Origin of the sequence: Sphingobacterium sp. SGL-16, assembly GCF_011043515.1 — a bacterium.
Classification (GTDB): Bacteria; Bacteroidota; Bacteroidia; order Sphingobacteriales; family Sphingobacteriaceae; genus Sphingobacterium; species Sphingobacterium litopenaei.
In genome coordinates, this window is the sequence record NZ_JAAKGQ010000047.1 from 1 (window position 1) to 23,263 (window position 23,263).

The 23,263-nt window shown below is 37.5% G+C and carries 21 protein-coding genes and 1 tRNA gene; 13 read left to right on the forward strand and 9 right to left on the reverse strand.

The window, feature by feature from the left end; all coding sequences use genetic code 11:
• On the reverse strand, positions 1–584 hold a 584-nt coding region (def, locus tag G5B32_RS13540), incomplete at its 3' end, for a peptide deformylase (protein ID WP_165292058.1).
• A 78-nt stretch (positions 585–662) separates the two neighbouring features.
• Between def and G5B32_RS13545 the strand changes: the two genes are divergently transcribed.
• The 7 genes from G5B32_RS13545 to G5B32_RS13575 all read left to right on the forward strand — a co-directional run bounded on the left by G5B32_RS13545 (position 663) and on the right by G5B32_RS13575 (position 9,019).
• On the forward strand, positions 663–1,406 hold the full coding sequence (locus tag G5B32_RS13545; RefSeq protein WP_165292059.1) for a hypothetical protein: 744 nt from the start codon (positions 663–665) through the stop codon (positions 1,404–1,406).
• A gap of 60 nt (positions 1,407–1,466) precedes the next feature.
• A complete protein-coding gene (locus G5B32_RS13550) occupies positions 1,467–2,639 on the forward strand; it encodes a Gfo/Idh/MocA family protein (RefSeq protein ID WP_165292060.1) in 1,173 nt (390 codons plus the stop codon).
• Positions 2,636–3,538 carry a tRNA (adenosine(37)-N6)-dimethylallyltransferase MiaA gene (gene miaA / locus G5B32_RS13555; protein ID WP_165292061.1) on the forward strand — a complete coding sequence of 301 codons (903 nt, stop codon included), beginning with the start codon at positions 2,636–2,638 and terminating at the stop codon, positions 3,536–3,538. Before G5B32_RS13550 ends, miaA begins: the two co-directional genes overlap by 4 nt.
• 297 nt (positions 3,539–3,835) lie before the next feature.
• Positions 3,836–4,558, forward strand: a complete 723-nt coding sequence (locus G5B32_RS13560; RefSeq protein ID WP_165292062.1) for a GLPGLI family protein — start codon at positions 3,836–3,838, stop codon at positions 4,556–4,558.
• A gap of 39 nt (positions 4,559–4,597) precedes the next feature.
• A complete protein-coding gene (locus G5B32_RS13565) occupies positions 4,598–5,509 on the forward strand; it encodes a GLPGLI family protein (protein ID WP_165292063.1) in 912 nt (303 codons plus the stop codon).
• 6 nt (positions 5,510–5,515) lie between these two features.
• Positions 5,516–8,194 carry a carboxypeptidase-like regulatory domain-containing protein gene (locus tag G5B32_RS13570; protein ID WP_165292064.1) on the forward strand — a complete coding sequence of 893 codons (2,679 nt, stop codon included), beginning with the start codon at positions 5,516–5,518 and terminating at the stop codon, positions 8,192–8,194.
• A gap of 78 nt (positions 8,195–8,272) precedes the next feature.
• The gene (locus G5B32_RS13575; RefSeq protein ID WP_165292065.1) at positions 8,273–9,019 is read left to right on the forward strand and encodes a dienelactone hydrolase family protein; all 747 of its coding nucleotides are present in this window, start codon (positions 8,273–8,275) and stop codon (positions 9,017–9,019) included.
• A gap of 495 nt (positions 9,020–9,514) precedes the next feature.
• Here G5B32_RS13575 and G5B32_RS17135 read toward each other — a convergent pair whose 3' ends face one another.
• Both G5B32_RS17135 and G5B32_RS17140 read right to left on the reverse strand, forming a co-directional pair.
• Positions 9,515–9,862, reverse strand: a complete 348-nt coding sequence (locus G5B32_RS17135) for an aminotransferase class I/II-fold pyridoxal phosphate-dependent enzyme (protein WP_206366906.1) — start codon at positions 9,860–9,862, stop codon at positions 9,515–9,517.
• Entirely contained in the window at positions 9,832–10,095 is a 264-nt protein-coding gene (locus tag G5B32_RS17140) for a hypothetical protein (RefSeq protein ID WP_206366907.1), read from the reverse strand. The genes G5B32_RS17135 and G5B32_RS17140 overlap by 31 nt, the downstream gene beginning before the upstream one ends.
• A gap of 187 nt (positions 10,096–10,282) precedes the next feature.
• On the opposite strand from G5B32_RS17140, the gene G5B32_RS13585 reads away from it, so the two are divergent.
• The 6 genes from G5B32_RS13585 (at position 10,283) to G5B32_RS13610 (ending at position 15,992) form a co-directional block, all read left to right on the forward strand.
• A complete protein-coding gene (locus G5B32_RS13585) occupies positions 10,283–11,128 on the forward strand; it encodes a helix-turn-helix domain-containing protein (protein WP_165292066.1) in 846 nt (281 codons plus the stop codon).
• Positions 11,129–11,191: 63 nt separating this feature from the next.
• Positions 11,192–12,016: a hypothetical protein gene (locus G5B32_RS13590; RefSeq protein WP_165292067.1), complete on the forward strand. Its 825-nt coding sequence runs from the start codon at positions 11,192–11,194 to the stop codon at positions 12,014–12,016.
• 927 nt (positions 12,017–12,943) lie between these two features.
• Entirely contained in the window at positions 12,944–13,222 is a 279-nt protein-coding gene (locus G5B32_RS17375; RefSeq protein ID WP_240899064.1) for a hypothetical protein, read from the forward strand.
• Between the two features lie 133 nt (positions 13,223–13,355).
• Entirely contained in the window at positions 13,356–13,628 is a 273-nt protein-coding gene (locus G5B32_RS13600; RefSeq protein ID WP_165292068.1) for a helix-turn-helix domain-containing protein, read from the forward strand.
• Positions 13,629–13,846: 218 nt separating this feature from the next.
• Positions 13,847–14,362: a hypothetical protein gene (locus G5B32_RS13605; protein WP_165292069.1), complete on the forward strand. Its 516-nt coding sequence runs from the start codon at positions 13,847–13,849 to the stop codon at positions 14,360–14,362.
• A gap of 88 nt (positions 14,363–14,450) precedes the next feature.
• On the forward strand, positions 14,451–15,992 hold the full coding sequence (locus G5B32_RS13610) for a Fic family protein (protein ID WP_165292070.1): 1,542 nt from the start codon (positions 14,451–14,453) through the stop codon (positions 15,990–15,992).
• A 710-nt stretch (positions 15,993–16,702) separates the two neighbouring features.
• On the opposite strand, the gene G5B32_RS13615 is transcribed toward G5B32_RS13610, so the two are convergent.
• From G5B32_RS13615 to G5B32_RS13645, 6 genes are all read right to left on the reverse strand, one after another.
• Entirely contained in the window at positions 16,703–17,965 is a 1,263-nt protein-coding gene (locus G5B32_RS13615; RefSeq protein WP_165292071.1) for a site-specific integrase, read from the reverse strand.
• Positions 17,966–18,261: 296 nt separating this feature from the next.
• Positions 18,262–18,333 (reverse strand) — tRNA-Glu (locus G5B32_RS13620).
• A gap of 460 nt (positions 18,334–18,793) precedes the next feature.
• On the reverse strand, positions 18,794–19,084 hold the full coding sequence (locus tag G5B32_RS13630) for a RagB/SusD family nutrient uptake outer membrane protein (RefSeq protein WP_165292072.1): 291 nt from the start codon (positions 19,082–19,084) through the stop codon (positions 18,794–18,796).
• Positions 19,085–19,460: 376 nt separating this feature from the next.
• Positions 19,461–21,416, reverse strand: coding sequence for an AAA family ATPase (locus G5B32_RS13635; RefSeq protein WP_165292073.1), 1,956 nt, complete (start codon positions 21,414–21,416; stop codon positions 19,461–19,463).
• Positions 21,413–21,961, reverse strand: coding sequence for a hypothetical protein (locus G5B32_RS13640; protein WP_165292074.1), 549 nt, complete (start codon positions 21,959–21,961; stop codon positions 21,413–21,415). The genes G5B32_RS13635 and G5B32_RS13640 overlap by 4 nt, the downstream gene beginning before the upstream one ends.
• On the reverse strand, positions 21,961–23,220 hold the full coding sequence (locus tag G5B32_RS13645) for a dsDNA nuclease domain-containing protein (RefSeq protein ID WP_165292075.1): 1,260 nt from the start codon (positions 23,218–23,220) through the stop codon (positions 21,961–21,963). Before G5B32_RS13645 ends, G5B32_RS13640 begins: the two co-directional genes overlap by 1 nt.
• Positions 23,221–23,263 lie beyond the last annotated feature (43 nt).

The following is a 23,263-nucleotide window of genomic DNA, read 5'->3' on the forward strand; positions in this document are numbered from 1 at the left end:
CTTCCTTTCTTTTGAAAAGGGAATTTCATTTTATATCCCACTCGGATTAAGCCTTTGGAAATTGCATCTAATTTTCCTTTCAACATCGCCTTTTTCAAAGGGCCAATTTTATCTACAAATAATTTTCCTTCAATATGATCATATTCATGTTGTACGATACGGGCTGCTAAGCCAGTTAGTTCGATTTCATGTTCTTCGAAATTTTCATCTAAATAATTGATCAACACGTTAGGGTGACGCATTACATCTTCGGTAATATCAGGAATCGACAAACAGCCTTCATTAAAAGACCATTTATCACCTGTTTCTTCAATGATGATAGGGTTTATAAATACTTTTTTGAAGTCTTTTACTGTTGGGTCGCCTTCTCCATCCTCATCATCTTCACCGAAAGGGGAACCATCTACTACGAACAAACGAATAGGTAACCCTACTTGAGGAGCTGCTAAACCTACGCCACGCGCGGCGTACATTGTTTCGAACATATTGTCAATCAGTTCTTTCAAATTTGGATAATCCTCATCTATCTCTTCTGCTTTTTTTCTCAGTACAGGATCTCCGTATGCTACTATAGGTAATTTCATCTTCAAATTTATCAGATTGCAAAGTTACCAATTATTTATAATAAGACAGGGACGAAATAATTTTGTATTTTTAAGGCTATGGTAAAGGATCTCTCGGGGCTGGAAAAATTGATAGAAGACTTGAAAAAGGAAGGTGTTTTTGACAGATATTTCCTTGAAAATAACATAGCTCATATCCATACCAAGCAGTTTCTACTCCTAATTTATCTACCAAATACTGAAAGGTTGGACATTAAAGATATTCAAAAGATCATCCATATAGATATTGATATCTTAAATTCATCTTATGTAAAAGTTTGGAAGCGTCTTACAGGATTAATGGGTAAGGGAAGAAGAATTTACGCCCGAGAAACGGTGGTTGCTCGAATTGACAAAAAAGAAGCATTGGAGTTTTTGCAAGAATATCATCTCAATGTTCCTTTAGCAGGAAAATATAGGTATGGCTTGTACTATAAAGGTGAATTGGTAAGTGTTGCGGTATTTAGTGGAGGGAGGATCATGCGAGAGATCAGTGAAGATTATCGTTCATTTGAATTGCTTCGTTTTTGCCATAAATCCGACTATTTAGTCATTGGTGGAATTTCTAAATTGATTAAGTCTTTTATAAAGGATTTTAAGCCTAATGATATTATGACCTATGCTGACCGTGATTGGAGTCAAGAATCCTCTATGGAATCTATAGGATTCAAAGAAGAGGGCATAGTTTCTTCTCAAAATATAATGGTTTCAGAAGGAAAGAGATTAACTCATTCTGATTCATCCAATAATTATGACTATATTATAAAAAATAGTGGAAGTATAAAATTGAAACTTTATCTATGATAACTTTTTGTTAAATTAGGAAGATCAAGATAAACTTTAGAAATATAAACTTTTAGAATAATGAAAAGAAAACTACGCATGGGTATGGTAGGTGGAGGAAATGACGCCTTTATCGGAGCTGTACACCGCATTGCAGCTTTCATGGACGGAAAAATAGAGTTAGTTTGTGGAGCTTTCAGTATTAATCCTGAAGTTTCGTTGCAGTCAGGTCGTGATTTGTTTGTGTCAGAAGATAGAATTTATCCAGACTATAAGACGATGATTGAAAAGGAAGCTCAACTTCCTGATGGTGAGCGAATGGACTTTTTAACTATTGTAACACCTAATTTTTTGCATTATGAGCCCGCTAAATTAGCTTTAGAAGCTGGTTTTGATGTCGTGGTAGAAAAACCTATTACAGTTTCATTAGAAGAAGCAAAATCCCTACAAGAGACTGTAGATCGTACAGGTCGCTCTTTATGTTTGACACATACCTATTCGGGCTATCCGATGGTGAAACAAGCTAAGGCGATGGTTGCTGCAGGTCACTTTGGTAAGATTCGTAAAGTTCTGGTAGAATATCCTCAAGGTTGGTTAAGCAGACTAACTGAGCGAGAAGGTAATGCTGGTGCTGCTTGGCGTACTGATCCAAAACGCTCGGGAAAATCTCTTGCGATGGGTGATATTGGTGTGCATGCGGCTCATTTGGCTGAATATATTACAGGATTGCGTATTCAGGAAGTCTGTGCAGACTTGACATCATTTGTAGAAGGACGTGTATTGGATGATGATGGCGCTGTATTATTGCGTTTCAATGAAGGAGCTAAAGGTGTTTTAACTGCTTCACAAATCTGCGCAGGGGAGGAGAATGCTGTACGCATTCGTATTTATGGTGAAAAAGGAGGTTTGGAATGGGCTAATGAAGATCCAAATAATTTAATCGTGAAAATGTTGGATATTCCTCGTCAAATCTACCGTACAGGAAATAATTATGCAGCACCTTATACCTTAAGTTCTTTTGCAACCCACAATACTCGTATTCCGGCAGGTCACCCCGAAGGATTATTAGAGTCATTTGCGAATATCTATCGCAATTTTGCATTGACAGTTTCGGCAAAAAGAGAAGGAAGAACTCCTACTCCTGAACAATTGGATTTCCCAACAGTAGCAGATGGAGTAAGAGGCATGGCATTTATTGATACCGTAGTAAAAAGCAACGAAAGTAACGAAAAATGGACTAAATTTGAGGTGTGATAAACCCTCAAAACATTATATCTCATCTTCAGGAAGATGCTCATTTTCTTCCTGAAGATTTGTTAATCATATTAGGTCCTACAGCTAGTGGCAAGACCAAGCTTGCGGTTGAACTAGCAAAAATCCTCGATGCTGAGATTATTTCAGCGGATTCTCGTCAAGTTTATCGTCATATGGATATTGGTACAGGTAAAGATTTGACCGAATACCAAAATATTCCTTATCATTTGATTGATATTGTTGATCCGGGAGATAAGTATAATATTGATTGCTTTCTCACGGATTTTGAAAGTGCCTATTTAGATATACGAAGTCGTAATAAGAAGGTGATTGTATGTGGAGGTACAGGTTTTTATATACAGAGTTTATTGCAGCCACGACCTTTTACGCAGATTCCTGTCAATTTGAATTTGAGAAAAGAACTGGAGTCGCTTCCAAAGGAGGACTTAAAGAAAATATTATGTGGAATGTCTATTCCAGCCAACTTTGACATTGATTTTTCTTCCCGAAAAAGAATTATTCGTGCTATCGAAATATGTAAGTTTTTGGAAGAAAATCCAAATTTTGACTTCACCATACCCAAATCTTATCCTTACAAAATAATTGGATTAAATCCTCCTACAGAAATTCGTCGTACTCGCATAAGTAAGCGCCTCCTGCAACGCTTAGATGAGGGTATGATTCAAGAGGCTGAAGACTTGATTGCCAAAGGAATCTCACATGATCAGCTTGAATATTATGGCCTCGAGTACAAGTATATATCTTTTTTCCTTAAAGGAGAGCTTTCATATTCTGATTTTGTGAAAAAGTTAGAAACTGAAATTCATCGCTATGCCAAAAGACAGATGACTTATTTCCGTAAAATGGAAAAAGATGGAATTGAAATTCAGTGGGTATAAGGTTAGAATCTTATTAACCTTTTTACGACAAATTCGTAAATCTACTGTTTTTTAGTAGTTATGTAAAATAATTCCATATTTGAATCGTTATACTATGGAAAAGCTTCTATAAAAGCATCATAATATTAACTATTTAATTTATAACCTATGATTATGAGATATTCCTCTTTTATTCTCTTTTATTTCTTTGCTTCTACTGTGATTGTGCAGGCACAAGAGAAAGCTCTTGCGATGGTTCATTATAAATTTTATCATATTAATGACACCACAAAAAGAGATTAACCATTACGAGACGAAGTGGTAACTTATCTTGGTAAAAACTCTTCATTTTATAAAACGTATAGTGATGTCTTGATACAAAAGGATATTGCAGCCCAAAAGGCTTTAGCTGATTTTACAGGCCATATGACGCTCACTTTCTACACCACTTCTATCAATGAATTTTACTTGTTAAAAAGTGATACTAGAAACATGGAAAAGATTGAGACGATTTCATCTACTTTTGATGCTTTTACCTATACTATTCCTAGGGAGGATCAGATTTGGGAGATTTTAGAAGTAACAAAAGAAATTGGAGGATATTCTTGCCAAAAAGCCCAAACTGAATTTAAAGGTAGAAAGTATGAAGCTTGGTTTACGACAGAGTTGCCGTTTCCTTTTGGACCTTGGAAACTTCATGGCTTACCAGGACTTATTTTGGAAGCATATGATGAGAAAGGAGAAGTCAAATTTATATACAATGGTTTTGATAAAATTGAAGAAGATATTAAAATAGAGATTCCTTTTTACGTCATAAAATCCAGTCCATCTGAAATTGAGAAGATAGGAAAAGTCTTTAATGAAGATCAAGGTTCTTATTTTAATTCTTTACAAAACTCTGGAAGAATGAATATCGCAAATGAATTTTTAGGAATAGACTATTCTAAACATTCATTCGACTTAAAGAATGATGATGATTACAAACCTTCATTTAAAACTAATAATCCAATTGAATTAACTGAAGGAAAAAATTTGCAATAAATACTATAAATTCGTAGTATTACGAAAAAATAGTAAATTATGAATATTATGAGACTTTCAATTCTTTCAATTTTATTGGCTTGGTGTCTGCAATCTATAGCACAAGAAACACCAATTGCAAAAATTAATTATGTTTTTAGACATATGAACGATACTACACAACGTGATAAATTTACGCGCGATGAGGTATCTACATTTCTGGGAAAATACAGTAGCTACTACACTAGTGTATCCAACGAAAAATTTAATGCATCATTAAAAGAAAAAATGTCTAGCCCTTCATTTGATGGTAATATTCTTTTAAATAAGAACTTTACTCCTGCGAAATCTGCTTATGTATTGGATACGGAAAAGAAAAATCTTCAACATATTTTTAGAATCGTTTCAGATGAATATTTATTAGAAGATACATACCCTCAATTGAACTGGGATATTCAAGAGGAGACTAAAGAAATAGGCGGGTATAGTTGTCAAAAGGCAATCACAACTTTTAAGGGTAGAACTTACGAAGTATGGTTCGCTTCCGAACTTCCCTTTCCATTTGGTCCTTGGAAACTGCACGGACTTCCAGGTTTAATACTCGCTGCTCATGATATTAAAAATGAGGTGATATTTGAATTTGATGGTTTTGAATTAATAGAAGAAGGAACTACCCAACGGATAGAGCCTTCGGCAAAGGCAGTGAAGGCTTCTGTTACCGAGGTGGAGAAGCTGGATAAATTGTATGCTGAAAATCCTAATGGATACATGCAGTCTAGAGGAGGAAATAGTGGGAGGGTAGTTGCTGGTACTCCTGGAACTTCTTTCACATTTAAATCATCATCTCCAGGATCTATTACAACTTCGAATGGTTCGAATAGTGTGGCTAATATAAAGTCAATTTCCATTAAAAATGACGAAAATTACAATCCATCTAAGATTACTAATAATCCTATAGAACTGATTCCCTAAACCAAGATGCGTCACAATTTATTTCTACTTTTCATCACTGTATTTATTTGTGCTCATTCATTTGCTCAAGATGCAGAAATCTCTGGCAAAGTGATCGATAATAATACGCAAAAAGGTCTACAAGCGATTACAGTTTTATTGAAAAGTAATGAAAACAAAATCATTTCATTTAAGTCAACCAATAAAGAGGGAGAATTCGTCTTTCAAACAAGCAAAAATTTGGATGGTGCATATCTTGAAGTGAATCATTTGGGGTATAAAAAAAAGCGCATTGATCTGATTCATAAAAGACAAATTCAAATTATAGAACTTGAAGAAAATACAATCTTGCTGGAAGATGTCGAAGTAAAAAGCAGACCTAGAATACAACAGGTAGGGGACACATTAGCTTATAATGTGTCTTCATTTGCGCAGGATGAAGATCGATCTATAGGCGACGTGCTCAAGCGAATGCCAGGAATTGAAGTATCTGAGTCGGGGCAGATAAAATACCAAGGAAAGGCTATTTCTAACTTTTATTTAGACGGTGACGATTTGTTGAAAGACAAATATCGAATAGGTACCAAAACAATTGCGCACAAGCTCGTTCAAGATGTGGAAGTAATTAGCAACCACGAACACATGAAAGTGCTAAAAAACAAACGGTATAGTGAGGATGTTGCTTTGAATTTGGTAACAAAAGATGAGTCCAAAATTTCTGTGTCGGGTCAAGCGAAAGTAGGAGTGGGGCTTCCAAATCAATATGATATGGAACTGAATAGTGTAATGTTTAATAAGAAATACAAATGTCTTAATGTGTTACAAGGGAATAATATTGGAAATGAACTTAAGGGAGATTTAATAGGGTTTAATTCATCTTCGGTATTATCGCGATTAGGGCGTACCCCAATTAATAACTTACTGAATTTGGGAACAGTGGGAAACCCTCCAATAGAAAGAGCACATTATCTAATGAATAATTCTATTGGAATTAATGCAAATAATCTTTACAAATTCAAGAAAGATTGGACGTTGACAACTAATATGCAAGGGGTATTGGATAAAAGTGCGAAGGACTTTTCTGGAAAAACAACCTATTTGACGGAAAATGGAGATATAAGTTTTGACGAGAAACAATATGCTTCAGAAAGAGAATGGCTGGGTTCTTTTAATGCTAGTTTAGCGAAAAACATAGAGAAATATTATTTTAACAATGAATTTGCGTGGGAAATTGAAGACGCACATGCTAATGCTTCTATTTTTTCTAATAACGCATCATTCGAACTTAACCGCGATTATTTAATAAAAGGATTTAAGAATAAATTGGATTATGTTCCCGCATTGAAAAATGGCGATATCATTCAATTTGGCTGGTATTTTAATTACGGTTCTAAGCCACAAACATTAGATATTACGCCAGGAGTTTATGGAGAATTATTGCATGAGGATTCTCCTTATGATAAGATTAATCAGTATGTAGAAGTGCCTTCTTGGTTGACAAATATGAGCGTTGGCTATAGGCTTCCAAAAGGTAAAATTTCGCAGTATTATGGTGTAAATATTACTGCTGACAAGCAAAATTTAAATTCCGATATTTCAATTGAAGATGGAAATAGTCTAATACCATTGACAGCGATATCAACGCAAAATGATATGAATTGGTTACGCTCTTCTGTAGCTGTACAAGCGTCGTATGATTATAAACATCGAAAATTGTCGTCTCAACTTATTTTGCCATTAGCATTTCAACACACATCGTACAATGATCCGTTGTTTCAGCTCAAAGAAAATTTGAATAAGATAATGTTTGAGCCAGCATTTTCGAGTCGATACAATTTTGATGCACAGAATGAACTATCATTTAATTTTCAGCGAGGCAATACTTTTGGCAATATAGAGAATGTTTATCGTGGATATGTTGTACGAAATTACCGGATGATTGCGAATAATACAGCGGATATTAATGAGTCTATACACAACAGTTTTACTTTGAATTATAAATCCGGAAAAGCGGTGAAGCTTCTTTTCTACAATCTGGGCGTGAATTATAATAGATCAGTTTCTTCAACGATGATTTCGAATAGGATTGATGCAGACAACTCGCAGGTTGTGCTAATAGAGCAAGAGAATGCGGTAAATAGTTATGGTGTAAATGCGGGGTTTGATAAATATATTTTCAAATGGGCGACATCATTAAAAATAGGATCTTCTGTAAACTGGGTAGATTATAATCAAATATTCAATGACGAGTTGTTGCCATTTTTAAATACAACATATTCTTTAAGTCCAAAAATTGAGACTAGACTATGGAAGAAATTAAATCTTTCTTATAGCGGTAATATGAATTGGACGACAACGGAGCAGATTAATTCGGATGTGGGGTTAGATCAAAAAACATTTGGTATTTCTCAAAATCTGAGTTTTCCGTTGACTTTATACAAGAAATTTTATATTCAGATGAGTGGTCGGCATTTATATAGCCATCAACCAGGTTTACAAGATATAAATTACTTTTTCATGGACTCTTTTATGCGTTACACGCATAAGAAATGGAAAACAGATTTTGAACTTCGAATATCCAATATTGGAAATATCAAGCGATTCAATACTTATAACATAAATGCTAATATGCAATCCCAAAATAGCTATGAACTACGTGGTAGGATGGCCGTTCTAAAAGCTGTGTTCAACTTCTCACAAATATAAATAAGTAATTTTTTATTTTAGCGAACAATTCGACTAGATAATATGTTGTAAATTAGACGTTATTAATCCATATCCAATATGAAAAAACTAATTACAGCAGGGTTAATTCTATTTAGTATCACAACTTCCTTCAGTCAAGAACTCAAAGAAGTAATTTATAGTGATAACGCTCAAAAGTTAAAAGGCTTATCTATCACCTCCGCAAAAGGCGAAAACCAAGCAGGAGTACTCATTCTTCCCGCTTGGAAAGGGATTGATCAAGAAGCCAAAGACGCTGCGGTAGAATTGCATAAAATTGGCTACAATGTTTTTATAGCAGATATCTATGGTGAAGGCAACGTCCCTCAAGATAATGCGGAAGCTGGTAAACTGGCCGGGCACTATAAAACAGATTATAAGGCGTATCAGCATCGTATACAACTTGCTTTAGAAGCTTTTGAAAAGCAAGACGTGAATCCTTCAAAAATTGCAGTAATAGGATATTGTTTTGGAGGAACCGGAGCGTTGGAGGTAGCTAGAGCAAATTTCAATGTAGTCGGGGCGGTAAGTATTCATGGCGGTTTGTCCAAATCTGCTGATAGACCCAATGGATCTATTAATACAAAGGTGCTAGTGCAGCATCCAGCTGAAGACAAATCCGTAAGTAAGGCTGATTACGACAATCTAGAAAAGGAATTAAAAGAGGGAAAAGCCGATTACCAAATCATTACTTACGCAAATAGTGGTCATACATTTACTAACCCTGCTTCCAATGATTATAATCCTATAATGGCAAAGCGTGCTTGGAATCACTTAATATTTTTTTTGGATGAGGTCTTAAAATAAGAGAGCGACACTTTTTGAAGTCGCTTTTTGTAGTCCGTAGGGGAATAACACCCTTTTGACATCAGTCTTTTTATCAGAATTTTACAAACCATCGATTTCCCTACTCACCGAATCGCTCACTGGTTTGACATACGTTTTAGCTGCAATTGCTTTTATCAATTAAAGATAAGGAATTTAGACGTTAAATTCAAGTCAGGATAGACCAAAAAGCCTCCTTTTCGAAATAAAAATAATTAATTAACGAGGTTCATCTGTTTAATAGAGTGCAGTTGAGGAAAGTCTGACCTTATTGAAGATTATGAAGCCATCCTAAATGCAAAAAGCAGTATGAATTCTTTTATGTAATCCTGTTCTCAAAAGATCGAAAGGCAATCAAACAGTTATAAAGATTATCCATAAAAAAATTATAAAATTCTCTTCAGGATATCTACACTTTTTGTTAAGTCATCCATAGAACAAGAAGCAAAACCTAACCTAATACCGTTTTCATTATAATCAGGATATTGATGCACCTTGCCATCTGATATATAGTCCTTTGGAGTAGGCTTTTTGAGACAAGGTTTCAAGATTAATGGATTTGTCAAATTCAGTCCATACTGTCATACCACCATCAGGAATAGAAAAATTCACAGCATTGACTAACTTATCATGTAATAGGTCACAAAAATGATTTCTTCTTTCTTCATAAATAGACAAAGTTTTTCTAAGGTAACGCTGTATAGTGCCGTCGTTTAGCAGTTCCGCCGTGGCACAGTCTAAAATGTGGTCACCTTGTCTATCAAGCAATACCCGAACATTAGCAAGATGCTCAATTACATTTTCGGAAGCAGCCAGATACCCCATGCGAAATGCTGGGGAAAACTTTTACTGAAAGAAACGCAGTAAATTACCATTCTGTATTCGTCTGCACTTGCAAGTGGAGATAATGGACGATGATTGTAATGAAAATCAAAGTCATAGTCATCTTCAAAGATTATAAAACCATATTCATTGGCTAAACGTAATAATTCCAATCTTCGGACAATACGTAGTGAAACTGTTGTGGGATAATGATGATGCGGGTTTACATACACCATTCTTACCTTTCTTCGTTTACATGTTTTTTTCAGTTCATCTTTTTGTCAACTGACATTAAAAATATTGCAGAAGAGCGAGATATTAACCCCTGTCGGGAATGATTGCTACGGTCTGAACATCTCCTATACACAAAAAGGTTGGAAAAAATAAGTTAACGTACCGATATCAGAATTCACGAAGCCCCTGTTGCGCGACTGGCCCATTATTCAGATATTTGCTTTTTTACATGCCAGCATGCAGTATTATCCCGTACCTCACAGTTTATCCCCATTGATTGAATCCATCTGGTCATTCGAAAGCCCAGAGCAGCTCCCGGAGCGTGAGCAGGCCCTGGTGATCCCCTCCGGTAAATGCGTATTGCTGTGGAACTATAAAAGTACTTACGAGCATGTCGTGGAGGACAAAGTGTTTCATCATCCGCTGTACGACCTGCATCTGGTGGGCCCTCACAACAAAAATATTGCTCTCAGCGGTTCTGCCCCGGTCAGCTCCATCGGCATCACCTTCAGACCTTATGGCTATTATGCCATCGCAGGTGCTGCCATGCCCACATTAGTCAACGAGGTAGCGTCCATCTCCCGCCTGAAGCGGGACGGCAGCATGGTACTGGACTCCTGCACTGGGGTGCCTGCGGACAGTATCGGTTCGCTGCTGCAGCTGCTGACCGAGCGAATACAGTTTGCAGCCGATGGGCGCGTCATCAGCGCAGTGGATGCCATCGACCAGCATCAGGGCAATATCCGCATCCGGGAGGTCTTCGAAAATATTTCCGGCTCGCAGCGGCATCTCAATAAGCTGTTCAAGGAGCAGGTCGGCCTGACACCGAAAGAATATGCTTCCATCGTGCGCCTGCAGGCGATGTACAACCTCTATATCCGTGATCAGCAAAGGGAAAACAAAGACCATCTGTATGACCTTTACTATGACGAATCCCACTTCCTGCATGACTTCCGCAAGGTATTCGTACAGCGGCCACGGCAGTTTATGCGCGCCCCAAACCAGCTGGGTAATGCCTTCAACAAAAAACGATAGGTCTACTTTTTCCTATTTTGACATCCCGGGGTGCTGTTACTTTGCAGAAAAAAACACACAATCATGCGATTAAAACACGTAACAGATACCGCCAGCGCCTTGCTGGCCTTCAAAGCGGCAGCAGGCTCCATTCCCTTTGCGGAGGAGGTAGCCGCCTATTTCGGCCTCGAAAGCCCTGCCGCTCCACAACAGGATTTTGGTTTCTGGGCCAGCGTGCTGCACTTCGAAATGCGGTACCGCTCCCTGGATTATTTTCTGGAAAAGACCGCAGCACCTACCGTACTCGAGCTCTCCGCAGGCTTCTCGTTGCGTGGTCTGGACTACGCCCGCAAGCACCCCGACGCCAGCTACATCGACACGGACCTGCCGGCCATCATCAGCCAGAAGAGTGAAATGCTGCGTACCATGCAGCAGGCTGTCCCGCAAAACCTGCAATTGAAGCCGCTCGATGTGCTACACACCGAAAGCTATCCGGAGAGCAACAGCGAACTCGCCATCATCAATGAGGGGCTGCTGCTGTATTTCGACGATGCGGCCAAAAAACAGATCCTGCAGCATATCCGCAGGCTGCTCGAGCGGCAGGGCGGCACCTGGACCATCGCCGATATTTATATCCGGCATGAGACCCGGGCCGTGGGCAGCGACAGAGACGGACAATGGAGCGATTTCTTCCGGAAAAACAATGTGCACGCCAACTACTTCGAGTCTTTCGACCAGGCCGGGCAGTTCTTTTACGATCAGGGCTTCCGGGTGCTCGAAAAGTACCCGCCCGAATTTGACAAGTACAGCAGCCTGCCCAAGCTACTGGCAGCGGCCACGGGCGAACAGTTGGAGCTGCTCAAAAGCCGGGGCAAAGTCCAGGAGACCTGGCAGCTGGCGCTGAGGTAAATCCCTCAGCCCCAATGGCTGACCAGCATTAGAGCAAGCATTAGAGCAAGCAGAAGTTGGGCAGAGCCCTACTTTTCTTGCCCCATGTCCTGCAAATGGGGTTTATAGTATCCTCCGGGTATACTCTATAGCCTCTACAATATCGTAAAGATCATTTTTGGTATACTGAGTAGTATACTTTAAATCATATTCGATTCCTTAACAATAGGCCAGATAACTATATGAAAATATGAGGAGTTAATAAGAGGACTGCATAAAAAACTCCTGCCTGTCATTGGGAGACTAAAGCAGAAGTTTCATTATAAAAACTAAATATGAAAAAATTCATTAAAGAAGATGAAACGCCTTGGCGTCCTTTCTCTCTTTGAATATACAAAAAAGTTGAAAACCTCAGACAGATTTGCCGAATATAACTTCTTACACTAAAAAGGCCATATCCATCTTTTTATTAAGAAAATATTTTTTCGCTAAATTAGAGTTATGGCATTATATTACTTTAAACCCAGAAGAGCTTTCGATTTCAATCCACATCCATTTAAACTGTGAACTATCATTGGGCTTAAAAGGGGCTATGAAGACAATCATTTCCTACTGAAGATATACGGTATGAAAGAGAAATCTTTTGATGATTACTATAGGTACCATCTAAAATATTATCTATCGGCTGGAGACCGAACAGAGAAGGAGTTCTTTTCCCACCTTTGGTACATCGTTTCTACCAGGATAGATTACTTCAATCACCAGAACCCATTTTCATAGAAACATCCACTTTACGTTTCCAATATCAAAAAGCTGAGCGGATTTCTGGATTTCCTATCACCAAAGGACAGGTGGAATGTTCGCCCAAATGATATTCTTCTCAAGGAAAAAGATGAACTGATCGCAAAACTACAGGAGGAGAATAAAAAGCTATCCGATTTCACGATAATGCGCAAGATCGAAATATACGATGATTACCATACCACAGTGATCGACCTGTTTCAACAGATGCAAAAATTAAAGCTTCCTAACGGCGCTCCCTTGTTACGAAAGGATATGCTCAGTCCCTATTATAAAATTGTGTCCAATTATTTTAGCAATAACAAAAAGAAGATCAGTATAGATACTGCTAAAAATTATTTTGTAGGTAAAGATAATTCACAGAAGGAAGTAAAAATTACAGAAGATCGGCAACTATTCGTCATCGTTCCTAAAAAGAAGGATTGATCCCATCCTGTTTGATCCCTGAACATGACCATCGCGCCGAGTTGGTCATCCAAACTTCATCGCCAGATCCCAACTTTGTAGCAGTGGCCCGGCGTATAACCGGGGTACATATTGTTCACAAAATTGGTATACCATGCTTTTAGACATCCTGACAAAAGAAGACCTGTCGCAGTTCAAGAAAGAACTGCTCGAAGAAATCAGACAGATCCTAACAAACGAAAAAACTGACGCCGAAAGGGAATGGTTCCGCAGCCGTGAGGTAAGAAAGAAACTGAAAATATCTCCGGGTACGCTACAAAACCTGCGGATCACAGGCACGCTCCCATTCAAGAAAATCGGCGGTAGCATTTATTATCGCGCCAGCGATGTGGATAAGATGATGGAAGGAGGAGAAGGTAATGGATAACAATACACAAGACCATGACTTTGAAGTTTACTTTGAGCACATCGCAAAAGATAATAGACTGCTGCCATCACATATCGGACTGGTTATGGCACTTTTTTATTTTCATAAGCGGCCCGGATTTCATGATTTTTTCTATACCAGCCGCAGGAAACTGATGCATTTTTCGCGGATCCGTTCAATCGCTACCTATCATAAATGCCTTTCCGAACTCGTCTTATATGGCTATCTGGAGTACATGCCCTCCTGGCACCCTACCAGGGCCAGCAGATTTAGGTTTATCGCTAACAATAATTCTGACAGCAATGGCTAGATCTAATGAAAACACAAGACGCGTCCGCTTCTCTATGGAAGTGAATCGCAGACTTAAACATCTTTCCCCTAAACTCGGCAGGACAAAACTTCTATTCCTGATACAGATGTTTAATTATTTCAATAGAATTAAAAAGGATACTGCCGATCTGAACAACGGGGTGCTGAAAAATGAACTTTTCAGTGGCGTATACTTTCCTTTATCCAAAAGCAGGAATCCGGTCTCCCTGAGTTCCTATGTACCCCTTGATAGGAGAGCTAACCGCTCTATAATTAAAATAATTTGTAAAAACAGACGGGTTTATCCGAAAAAATTTGTAGACCAAAGCTTTTTTGAAGAGTTTAGTAGGAAATTTTTGAAAAAAGTAATTATAGCTTTCCAATACAAATCTGAAAAATCTGTATTTTTACTTAAATTAGTTTGAAAAATTTGCATAAATACACTTTGTTAGTTTGAAAAATTTGTGCTGACATAATGATTACTATAATTAATCTCAAAAGTTTGTAAAGATCATGGACAAGGATATCCCATTACACCTACAGGAGATACTGTTTTCTTCCAGCGATTCCAACATAAGCAGAGCCATTGGCAAGCTTGTCAAAGAAGGAAAACTGAAGAAGATTGCCCCGAAGATATATACCCCAAATTTGGAGGAAGCTCCGGAGGCTATCGTGCTTCGGAATAGGTTCAAGATCATCGGGCATCTATATCCAGGTGTTTTGCTCAGTCACCGCTCCGCCCTTGAATTTAAACCTACTGATACTGGTGATATCTTTCTAACTTATTCCTATGATAGAAAGGTCAAACTCCCGGGCCTTACGTTGAACTTAATGCAGGGACAAGGGCCACTCCCAGGAGATTTACTTTTTTCCGATGGACTCTATGTCTCAGGACAGGACCGTGCATTATTGGAGAATCTTCAGGAATCCCGTAAAGTTGGAGGGGAGTCCAAAACATGGACAATTCCTCAGATAGAAGAAAAATTGGATCAGATCGTACGGGTTAAAGGCGAACAGGGACTAAATGAATTGCGGGACCGTGCAAGTGAAATCAGTACCAGGCTGGGTATGGATAGGGAGTTCGATAAGCTGAACCGGATGATCGGCGCAATGCTGTCGACTAAGCCCTCGGGTATCCTGAAATCCCCGGTGGCCATTGCCCGGGCATTTGGGCATCCGTATGATCCGGCACGGTTGGACCTCTTCGAAAAGCTCTTTGTGGAATTGCAGCAATGTGAGTTTGCGGATATATATGACGCAAACCAAACAACCAGGGCCTTCCGCAATTTTGCCTTCTACGAAGCCTACTTCTCTAACTTTATCGAGGGTACCCGTTTTGAGGTAGAAGAGGCTCTGAAGATCATTGATAGCGGAAAACCCTTGCCCGCAAGGGGAGAAGATTCTCACGATATACTGGGAACTTACCAAATGGTCAGTAATCGTGAGGAAATGCAGGTTGTCCCCAAGAATTCTGATGAGCTCATTCATATCCTTCGCTATCGGCATAAGACCATGCTAACTGCCAGACCTGACAAAAATCCGGGCGAGTTCAAGGACCGCAACAACCGGGCTGGTGATACTGAATTTGTCGACCATGAGCTTGTTGGAGGTACATTGGTACAGGGGTTTGATTTCTACAGAGCATTAAGGCACCCTTTTGCCAAAGCTGCATTCATGATGTTTATGATCAGCGAGGTACATCCCTTTTTGGATGGAAATGGGAGATTGGCGAGAGTGATGATGAATGCTGAGCTGACCAGCCAGGGACAGACCAAGATCATTATACCAACCGTTTTCCGGGACGATTACCTTGGCGCACTCAGACAATTGACACGCAGGCAGGAACCTGATACCTTTATCCGAATGTTGCAAAGAGCACAGTTGTTCAGCGAAACGATTAAGGGAGAAGATCTCTCCGCTATGCACCATGTGCTTGAAGCGAGTAACGCTTTCAAAGAAGACGACGGGTATATTCTTCGAATTGCTACCCCAGACCGAAAGCCATGGGAACAGGATGACGATGAACAGCACAGGGGTAGTAGTCTCAGACGTTAATTTCTCAAATAAGTCTTGAGAAAATTAGTTTAATAGGTGATACAAAATACCACATTTTAGCATTTTGCAAATCCTGTTTTGCGCTATCCCCAGATTTGGAAAGAAAGACCGAGTTGCGAAGGTTGTTCTCCCTTTACCCTGCAATGCCCCAATTGAGGCATTGAAGAGTAAAGGCAAGATGGTTTTCGGGGTCCCCGAAAACACAACTTCCGCGTATTAAAACACTTCATTTTTTTGTACTCAGAACGAATCTCAATTCCAAACAGCGTGATTCGATAGCAGGAGGGCAAGCCTAATAGCATAAAAGCAATATTGCCCAATAGCTTATCTTCCTAGTACCCTATTCGAAAATTTGTTTATTATGTTCCTTGTTAAGATTCTTTAACTGTTGCTGGCATATCAGATGGGTCTAGAACATCGCTCAGCTGAACAGCATGGATAGCTTCCGTATAGTAATCCACTCGGATAAGGCCCGTCAATTTTCTGGCTGGTAGTGATAATACCTCCTGTAGGATTGATCAGGCTTATCCGGTACTAGGTACAGGCATGTCGGTTCATTGAGCAATTGGCGACAAATAAACTATTATATCTAAATTTCTAAATTCTTACTACAAATATGTAATATGAAAGCGATGTATGAAAACATCGCTTTCTTCCTGAATTAAGCAATATTTCTTCGACTATGATTTGCCTTTATTAGAGTAAGCACCTTAGGTGGCCCATAGCGCTGCGATTTTAGCATGACCTGTTGGCGCAGTTTTATTCTCGATCCTTCTTTCCAGTTTTTCCATGTCTATTGCGATCCTATTGTCCAATAACTTCGCATAATGCTGCGTAGTCTTAATGTCCGTATGTCCAAGCATCTTGGAAACAGTTTCGATAGGTACACTATTTGCCAATGTAACAGAAGTGGCGAACGTATGAGGTGATTTGTGAAAAGTGAGTTCTTTTGTTATCTCACACACATCCGCTATTTCTTTAAGATAGCTGTTCATTTTCTGATTGCTGAGAACTGGAAGAACCATATCCTTGGCTTTGCACGGCGGATAATCACGATACCTTTCAATGATTTCAAGAGCTTTGGGAAGTAGTGGAATATTTGACGACGTTTCGGTTTTTTCTCTGCTGGTGAAGATCCAGAGTTTTCCGTCCACTCCTTCAGAAATATCAATCCATTTTAGTTTCTTTACATCTGCATAGGAAAGTCCAGTGTAACAACAAAAGACAAAGATATCGCGGACATGTGCAAGTCTTGGTATTTTGAAGTTCTTTTCTTCTATCCTCCGAAGTTCCGCATCTGTCAGAAATTCCTTCTCTTTAGCTTTGGCCTTGATCTTATAAAAGGCAAATGGATCGTCCGTTATCCATCTGTGCGCGATACATACCTTGATGATCTTGCGAAGGTGCTTCATGTATTTTGCTGCCGACACGGCTGAACATCCCATCGTGGCACGAAGAAAGAATTCGTAGCCTGTGACAAAAGCATGGTCAATCTTTCTTGTGTCGATATCTGCTAGTCTAAATTCTTTCTCAAGGTATCCACAAACATGCAATAAAGAAGTTTTATATCCTTTGAGCGTATTGGGCTTGAATCCATTGCCGAGCAATGCTTCCATCTGCATATTATACTCCCTGAAGACATCTAAGAAATTTTTACATTTAGTATCCTTTCCCTGATACTTAAGTTTGATCGATTCCGCTGTGATTTCCTCTGCGGCAGCCGTCATAGCGGTATGGATCGTACTTATTTTAGTTACGAGGGTATCAAGATAGCTTTTCAGGGTCTTGACAGCTTCTGTTGTGCATTTCACACGGTTGGCTTTAGAATTCCATTTGGACGGATAGCATTCTCGTCCAGTGGAAACTTCTTTTGGGATACCATCTACGGTAATCCGCATGTAGATCGGTTTGAGGCCGCTAACATAATTTTTTGGTTTCTTCAAGTAGAAGAGCAAGGAATAATTTGTACTCATGACAACATCATTTAAGTGAAACAAACCGAGCCGCCTTTGCAGCGAGCTCTGCATCACCACTGAAAAACAGATCTCAGCGATGCAAAATTAGCCTTGCAACAAAAACGAATCAAGATGTTTAAATTTTGAATATGTTGATAATCAAAATATTAAATATATTTCAGTGAGTAGCCATGTCGGAGAAAATGACTCACTTTTTTATTGGGAATTATTATAGGTTTTGTAGATACTGAAAAACAAAAAAGCCTGCAAACGTTTAATTTGCAGGCTTTTGTATGTTTTGACTTTTTGATGTGTAGCCCGTAGGGGAATCGAACCCCTGTTTCAAGAATGAAAATCTTGCGTCCTAACCCCTAGACGAACGGGCCATCATTTCTGAAGTGATGCAAATATAGGAGTATAAATTTTCAAGTGCAAATTTTTTTAAAAATAGGGGAGGAAATAATTTCCTCCCCTATTTTTAAAGCTTAATCTTCAAAATCTTAGAATAGTTCCAATACCCTTGTGGGTCATCGGCAGTAGCTTTTGCTCCGGCTCTTATATAGTAAGTCGTATTCGGAGATAAGTTTTGAAAGGTGGTGCCTTGTGGACGCGCTGCCGTTTGGCTATAATTTTGTTGAAATACGTTTAAAACGCCATCCGGAAAGGTATAGCCCTGTGTGTTATTAGTTGTATATAAGGTATCTGTTGTGCTTTTATATAAAAGAGCGCCGTGTATTGTTCAATTTGGAGGTGTAAAGTTATTTATATCACTAGAACAGCTTAAAAACTGTAAGATAACACCGAAGAATATAATTTTTAAAATTATCTTTTGCATGATGAAAAGTTTTAATAACCGGGATTTTGTATTAAATAAGAGTTAGCTCCAGAGTTGTCTATTCTAAAATAGTAAGTTGTATTTAAAAATGTTCTTGTCGGTCGGTTTGCAGTTTGATCTATTTTAAATATATACGACATTTTAGAAGTCGGCTCTCCTTTTTCCCATATTGGAAGGGGGTGATGAGCATGAATTGGTGTATTGTTAAATAATGTATGTGCAATATTCCATCTTCGAACATCCAAGTATTTATGGTGTTCGAAAGATAATTTTATTTTGCGCTCATGGCGGATTATAGACATATCAATGCGAGCATGTGTTTTTATACCCGCACGTTGTAAATAATATTTTACATTGGTGTAAAAGGGTGAGAATATAAAAAAAGAAAAAGCGACTCTTTTGAAGTCGCTTTTTTGTAGCCCGTAGGGGAATAACACCTATCGGGTATTAATCTATTTATCAGTAAATTACAAATTTTATTTTTCCTAACTCACCGAATCACTCACTGAATTGATATACTTTTTAGCTGCAATTGCTATATCTAAAGTAACAATTTTAGATTAAAAAACTACATTATTAATCATTGATGTTTTAAAGGAAGATTACAGTAGACCGCATACTCAAAAGCAGTCTTAACTGAATCTGTAAATTAAACATAATTCAAACCCTCGAAAATCATTAAGGGCCATCATAATAAGGTATCAATGGAGGGTTTTCCGGATTACCCGCTTCCATATATCTATGAACAAAGTCAATTGTTATTTCAGTTGAAGGCGGTATATAATTGTTATCGATGATTATAATTTGAGTTTTATCTAAAATTGAACTCGCTAGTTTATATAGGTAATCAAAAAAGCTTTTAAAAATATCAGTATTAACTTCTTTATCAATATTTTTCATTGGAGTATCAATGATAATAAAAGTCGGAATGGGCAGATCATGTTTTGCAGCAATTATGTGAATGGCTAATAGAAAGCAGCTATTAAAAAGTGTTTTTTTACCACCACTACCAGCGTTATAGAAATTCCATCTTAGATATTCTTCCCCAGCTGGGAGAATACTTACATCCCAATTATTTCGATTTATTGAAACTTTATCCTTTGCCGAAATCCCTGGCATTCCAACTTCAATTAATATTTCTAAAAATACCTCTTCTAGTTCTTCTATAAGTTCTTCCCCTTTGACAAAATTTGCAGTTTCTTCAGCTATCAATCTTTTTAACTCTCTTTCTTGAAGTATTAATTTGTGAGCTACCTCCTCTAATTTTTTGATTTCTCTAGGCATGAGCTTCATTCTTTTAATACTTTTTAATCTTTCTGTAAATGTCGCAACTGATTTGTCAACATCTCTGATATTTGATAAAAAAATTGATTCATATTGCTTAAGGTCATGCTGAAGTTTTTGATCCAGTTCTTGTCTAATTTTATGCTTCGCTGCAAACTCTTTTTTTGATTGTACTAATGACTTTTTATGGAGATCAATTGACGAGTCTAATTCTCGTATCCTTTCATTTAAGTCAATTTGTATTACTTCAAGATCATCCCTTATCTCTGGATTTTCTAAATCCTTGGGAGATAAACAAACTTTGCAGGTATCATCGTTGACTTTTCGCTTGGAAAGATTAGTTCCACAGTCTGGACAATTCATAAAATTAATTCCCTGAAAAACATTGGCGATCGTGTGATTTTTGGCAACTTTAAATTTTGAAGAAATAAGCTCTGATTTCAAGCTGGTCTGTTGTTCGATTCTTCTTTCTATATCTGTGATTCCTTGCTCTAAACTCGTTAAGCTCATTATTAATTCTCTTATTTCATTTCTAAGCTTGTCAACTGTGTGTGTATTTGAAGAGTAATCCGCTTCTATTCTTTTTTTCTCAATTTTAGCTTTATCAAGCTTCGCTTTCGTTGATTCTTCCAAAAAACTAATTTCTTCATCACTGGAAAAATTGAACTTTTTTAAAAATTCTCTTAAACCTTCTGCCGTTGCATGCTTTTGAAATCTTTCTTTTCGTGTATTAGTTAACTTTTCTTGAAGTTCTATTAATTTTTGAGTAGAATACTGAAATATATACTTCAATATTTCTTTGCTACTTTTGGTTTTAGTACCATCTTCATGCCGAAAAAATGAATTATCAAGCTTACTTTGATCGAGATAACAATACCACATAAAATTCTTCAAAGTTAATCTTACTAATGAGGTGTTTTCTTGAACATTTTTTTTTGCTGGAATTCGCAATACTTTTATATTAAGTAAATAAAAAATAAGATCACTTAAGCTATAAACCTGACCTGCGTAAACAGGTTGATTGCCTGCATTTACGGGTACATTGATTGTGAATGACTCTCCTTGCTCATTGATGCAAGAAGCAGTAACGATGGAACTGCTCTCAGCATTTCGTTCAAGCAAAACTTTATAATTACCTACAGCTAATTCAAGAGAAACACTAATAACTTCCTTCTGTATAGCTATTGTCCTTTCAAGGTTTCCTCCTAAACAAAAATTTATTAGTCTTGCAATAGAAGATTTTCCTGAACTAACTTTCCCATGAAAAAAAATAACTTGATGGGAAAGATCAATAGTCTCCTGACTTTTTTTACAATTCAGATTTAAAGAATAAAAGTTAATATGCATCATAGTATTTCCTTGCCATATTGAAGTGAACCTATCTCTGGGAAAGTTTTATAAATAAATTTCATAAGATTGGTTCCTGAATAATCAAAATTTGATTTAATTAATTTAGATCTTTCAAAAATGTCTTTAAGGTCTTCAGAAAGTCCCAAATTTTCTGTTGTCTTAATTCCTAGTTCTGTGATACCTAGATAATAAGATCTTCCTGCTTTTCGGAGATATAGAAGTCCCATTCCTACTAGGGTATTTATGAACCTTCGATATCGAAAATCCCAAGGTCCGTAACGAAATCTGACCATTTTGGACTCAACACTTGTTTTTTCATATTCTTTGGGAGGAGCCTTTAGCATCTTTTTTTTATTATGTAATAAGGCTCTTTCTAAGTAAGTAGGATATCTAAGTAAAAAGTCCAATTTTGCAAGCTTTGTTAGGCCTTCAATTTCACCGATATATTTATCACCTGAAAAAACATACGTCAGGATCAGTAATCTTCCTAGATGAATATGCTCATCTTTTTCCAAGCTCGATAGAATAGTGAACAGGTCTTTCATTATTTTATATCAAATTTTGGGGTCCACCATACCTTGCAGGATTCAGTCAATACACCAACTGCACCAATAATATGTTCATAAGTGCAATCAAGGAATATTTTAGGATCATTAGCCTTACGATTTTTGATTTCCCTTCTAACAGCTATTAGCATTTCCTGACCTGTTTTTTCTCCTTGTCCAATTTTCTTTTCATCATAAATTTCCTTACAAAGGTTTTGAGTGACACTCATGATTTGGGAATACTTTAAATCTGCATCTTCACTATCTTTATACATCCACGCAAGTGAATGTTGTTCAAAAGCAAATTTAAAGTCCTTAATAATACTAATATTATCTGCGTCTATTTCTCCAGCATCCATTTTTATTTCTAACCTTCGATAACCGTCTGTCGAATTAATTTTATGCTCCCTATCTTTTAGCAATAGTACAGCTGGGGTAATTTTCTCTGACTCCAACCAACTTTGGAAGTCTCTTAACTTGATACATTTGTCTGTTATTATTTGCGCAGCAATATCGGCTAATTCAGATTTTCCTGAAATGTAACTAATAATTGGATCGTCGTCTGATATGGTCAATGAAGATGCATGAAAACATTTAGCAATAATTAGATCTCCTATCTCTAATAACTTACTTTCAGTTAAACCCTTTAATATTTTGCAGTTTTTTAGTTCATTGTGGAGTTTCATATTAATATCATCAAGCCCACAAAATGTTCGTAGCCTTATTTTAGCTATGACATTTTTTGCATGCTCTTCGTCGCAACCAGTATCTTTACATAGTCCTTTTATAAGAGTTAAAGTTTTAGATCTAGGTTTGAGTACATCATTTCCTTGTTTAATGTTTTCTATAAGTGTATTTATACATAAATGGGGTTTTGATTGATCAAATCCATGATTTGATACGATTGAAAATGTCCTGAATTTCCCAGGAAAGGTCATATCAAGAATAATGAATCGTTTGAAACTTTTTATTATAGAATCGTCATCAATTTTAAAAGGAGGTAAGTTAAGTTCCTTGGTTTTGATCTGAATCCCAGTATATGTACCGTCTTTATACTTTACAAGTAAATCTTCGTGATGCTCACAAAAAAGCTCTTCAAATTCTATTTGATTAATCATCTTCAAACATAAAATACCTGTGTAGGTAATTTGATAACGAAATCTTCTGAGCACATCATCACCAGGATCTTTTGAGTCAACTACACTATCAGGTCCAATATTTTTATAGCTATTGACTAATTCGGGCTTGAGTGCCTTCATATTATTATTCTGTTGCATTTATAGGTAATTGATTTTACTAATG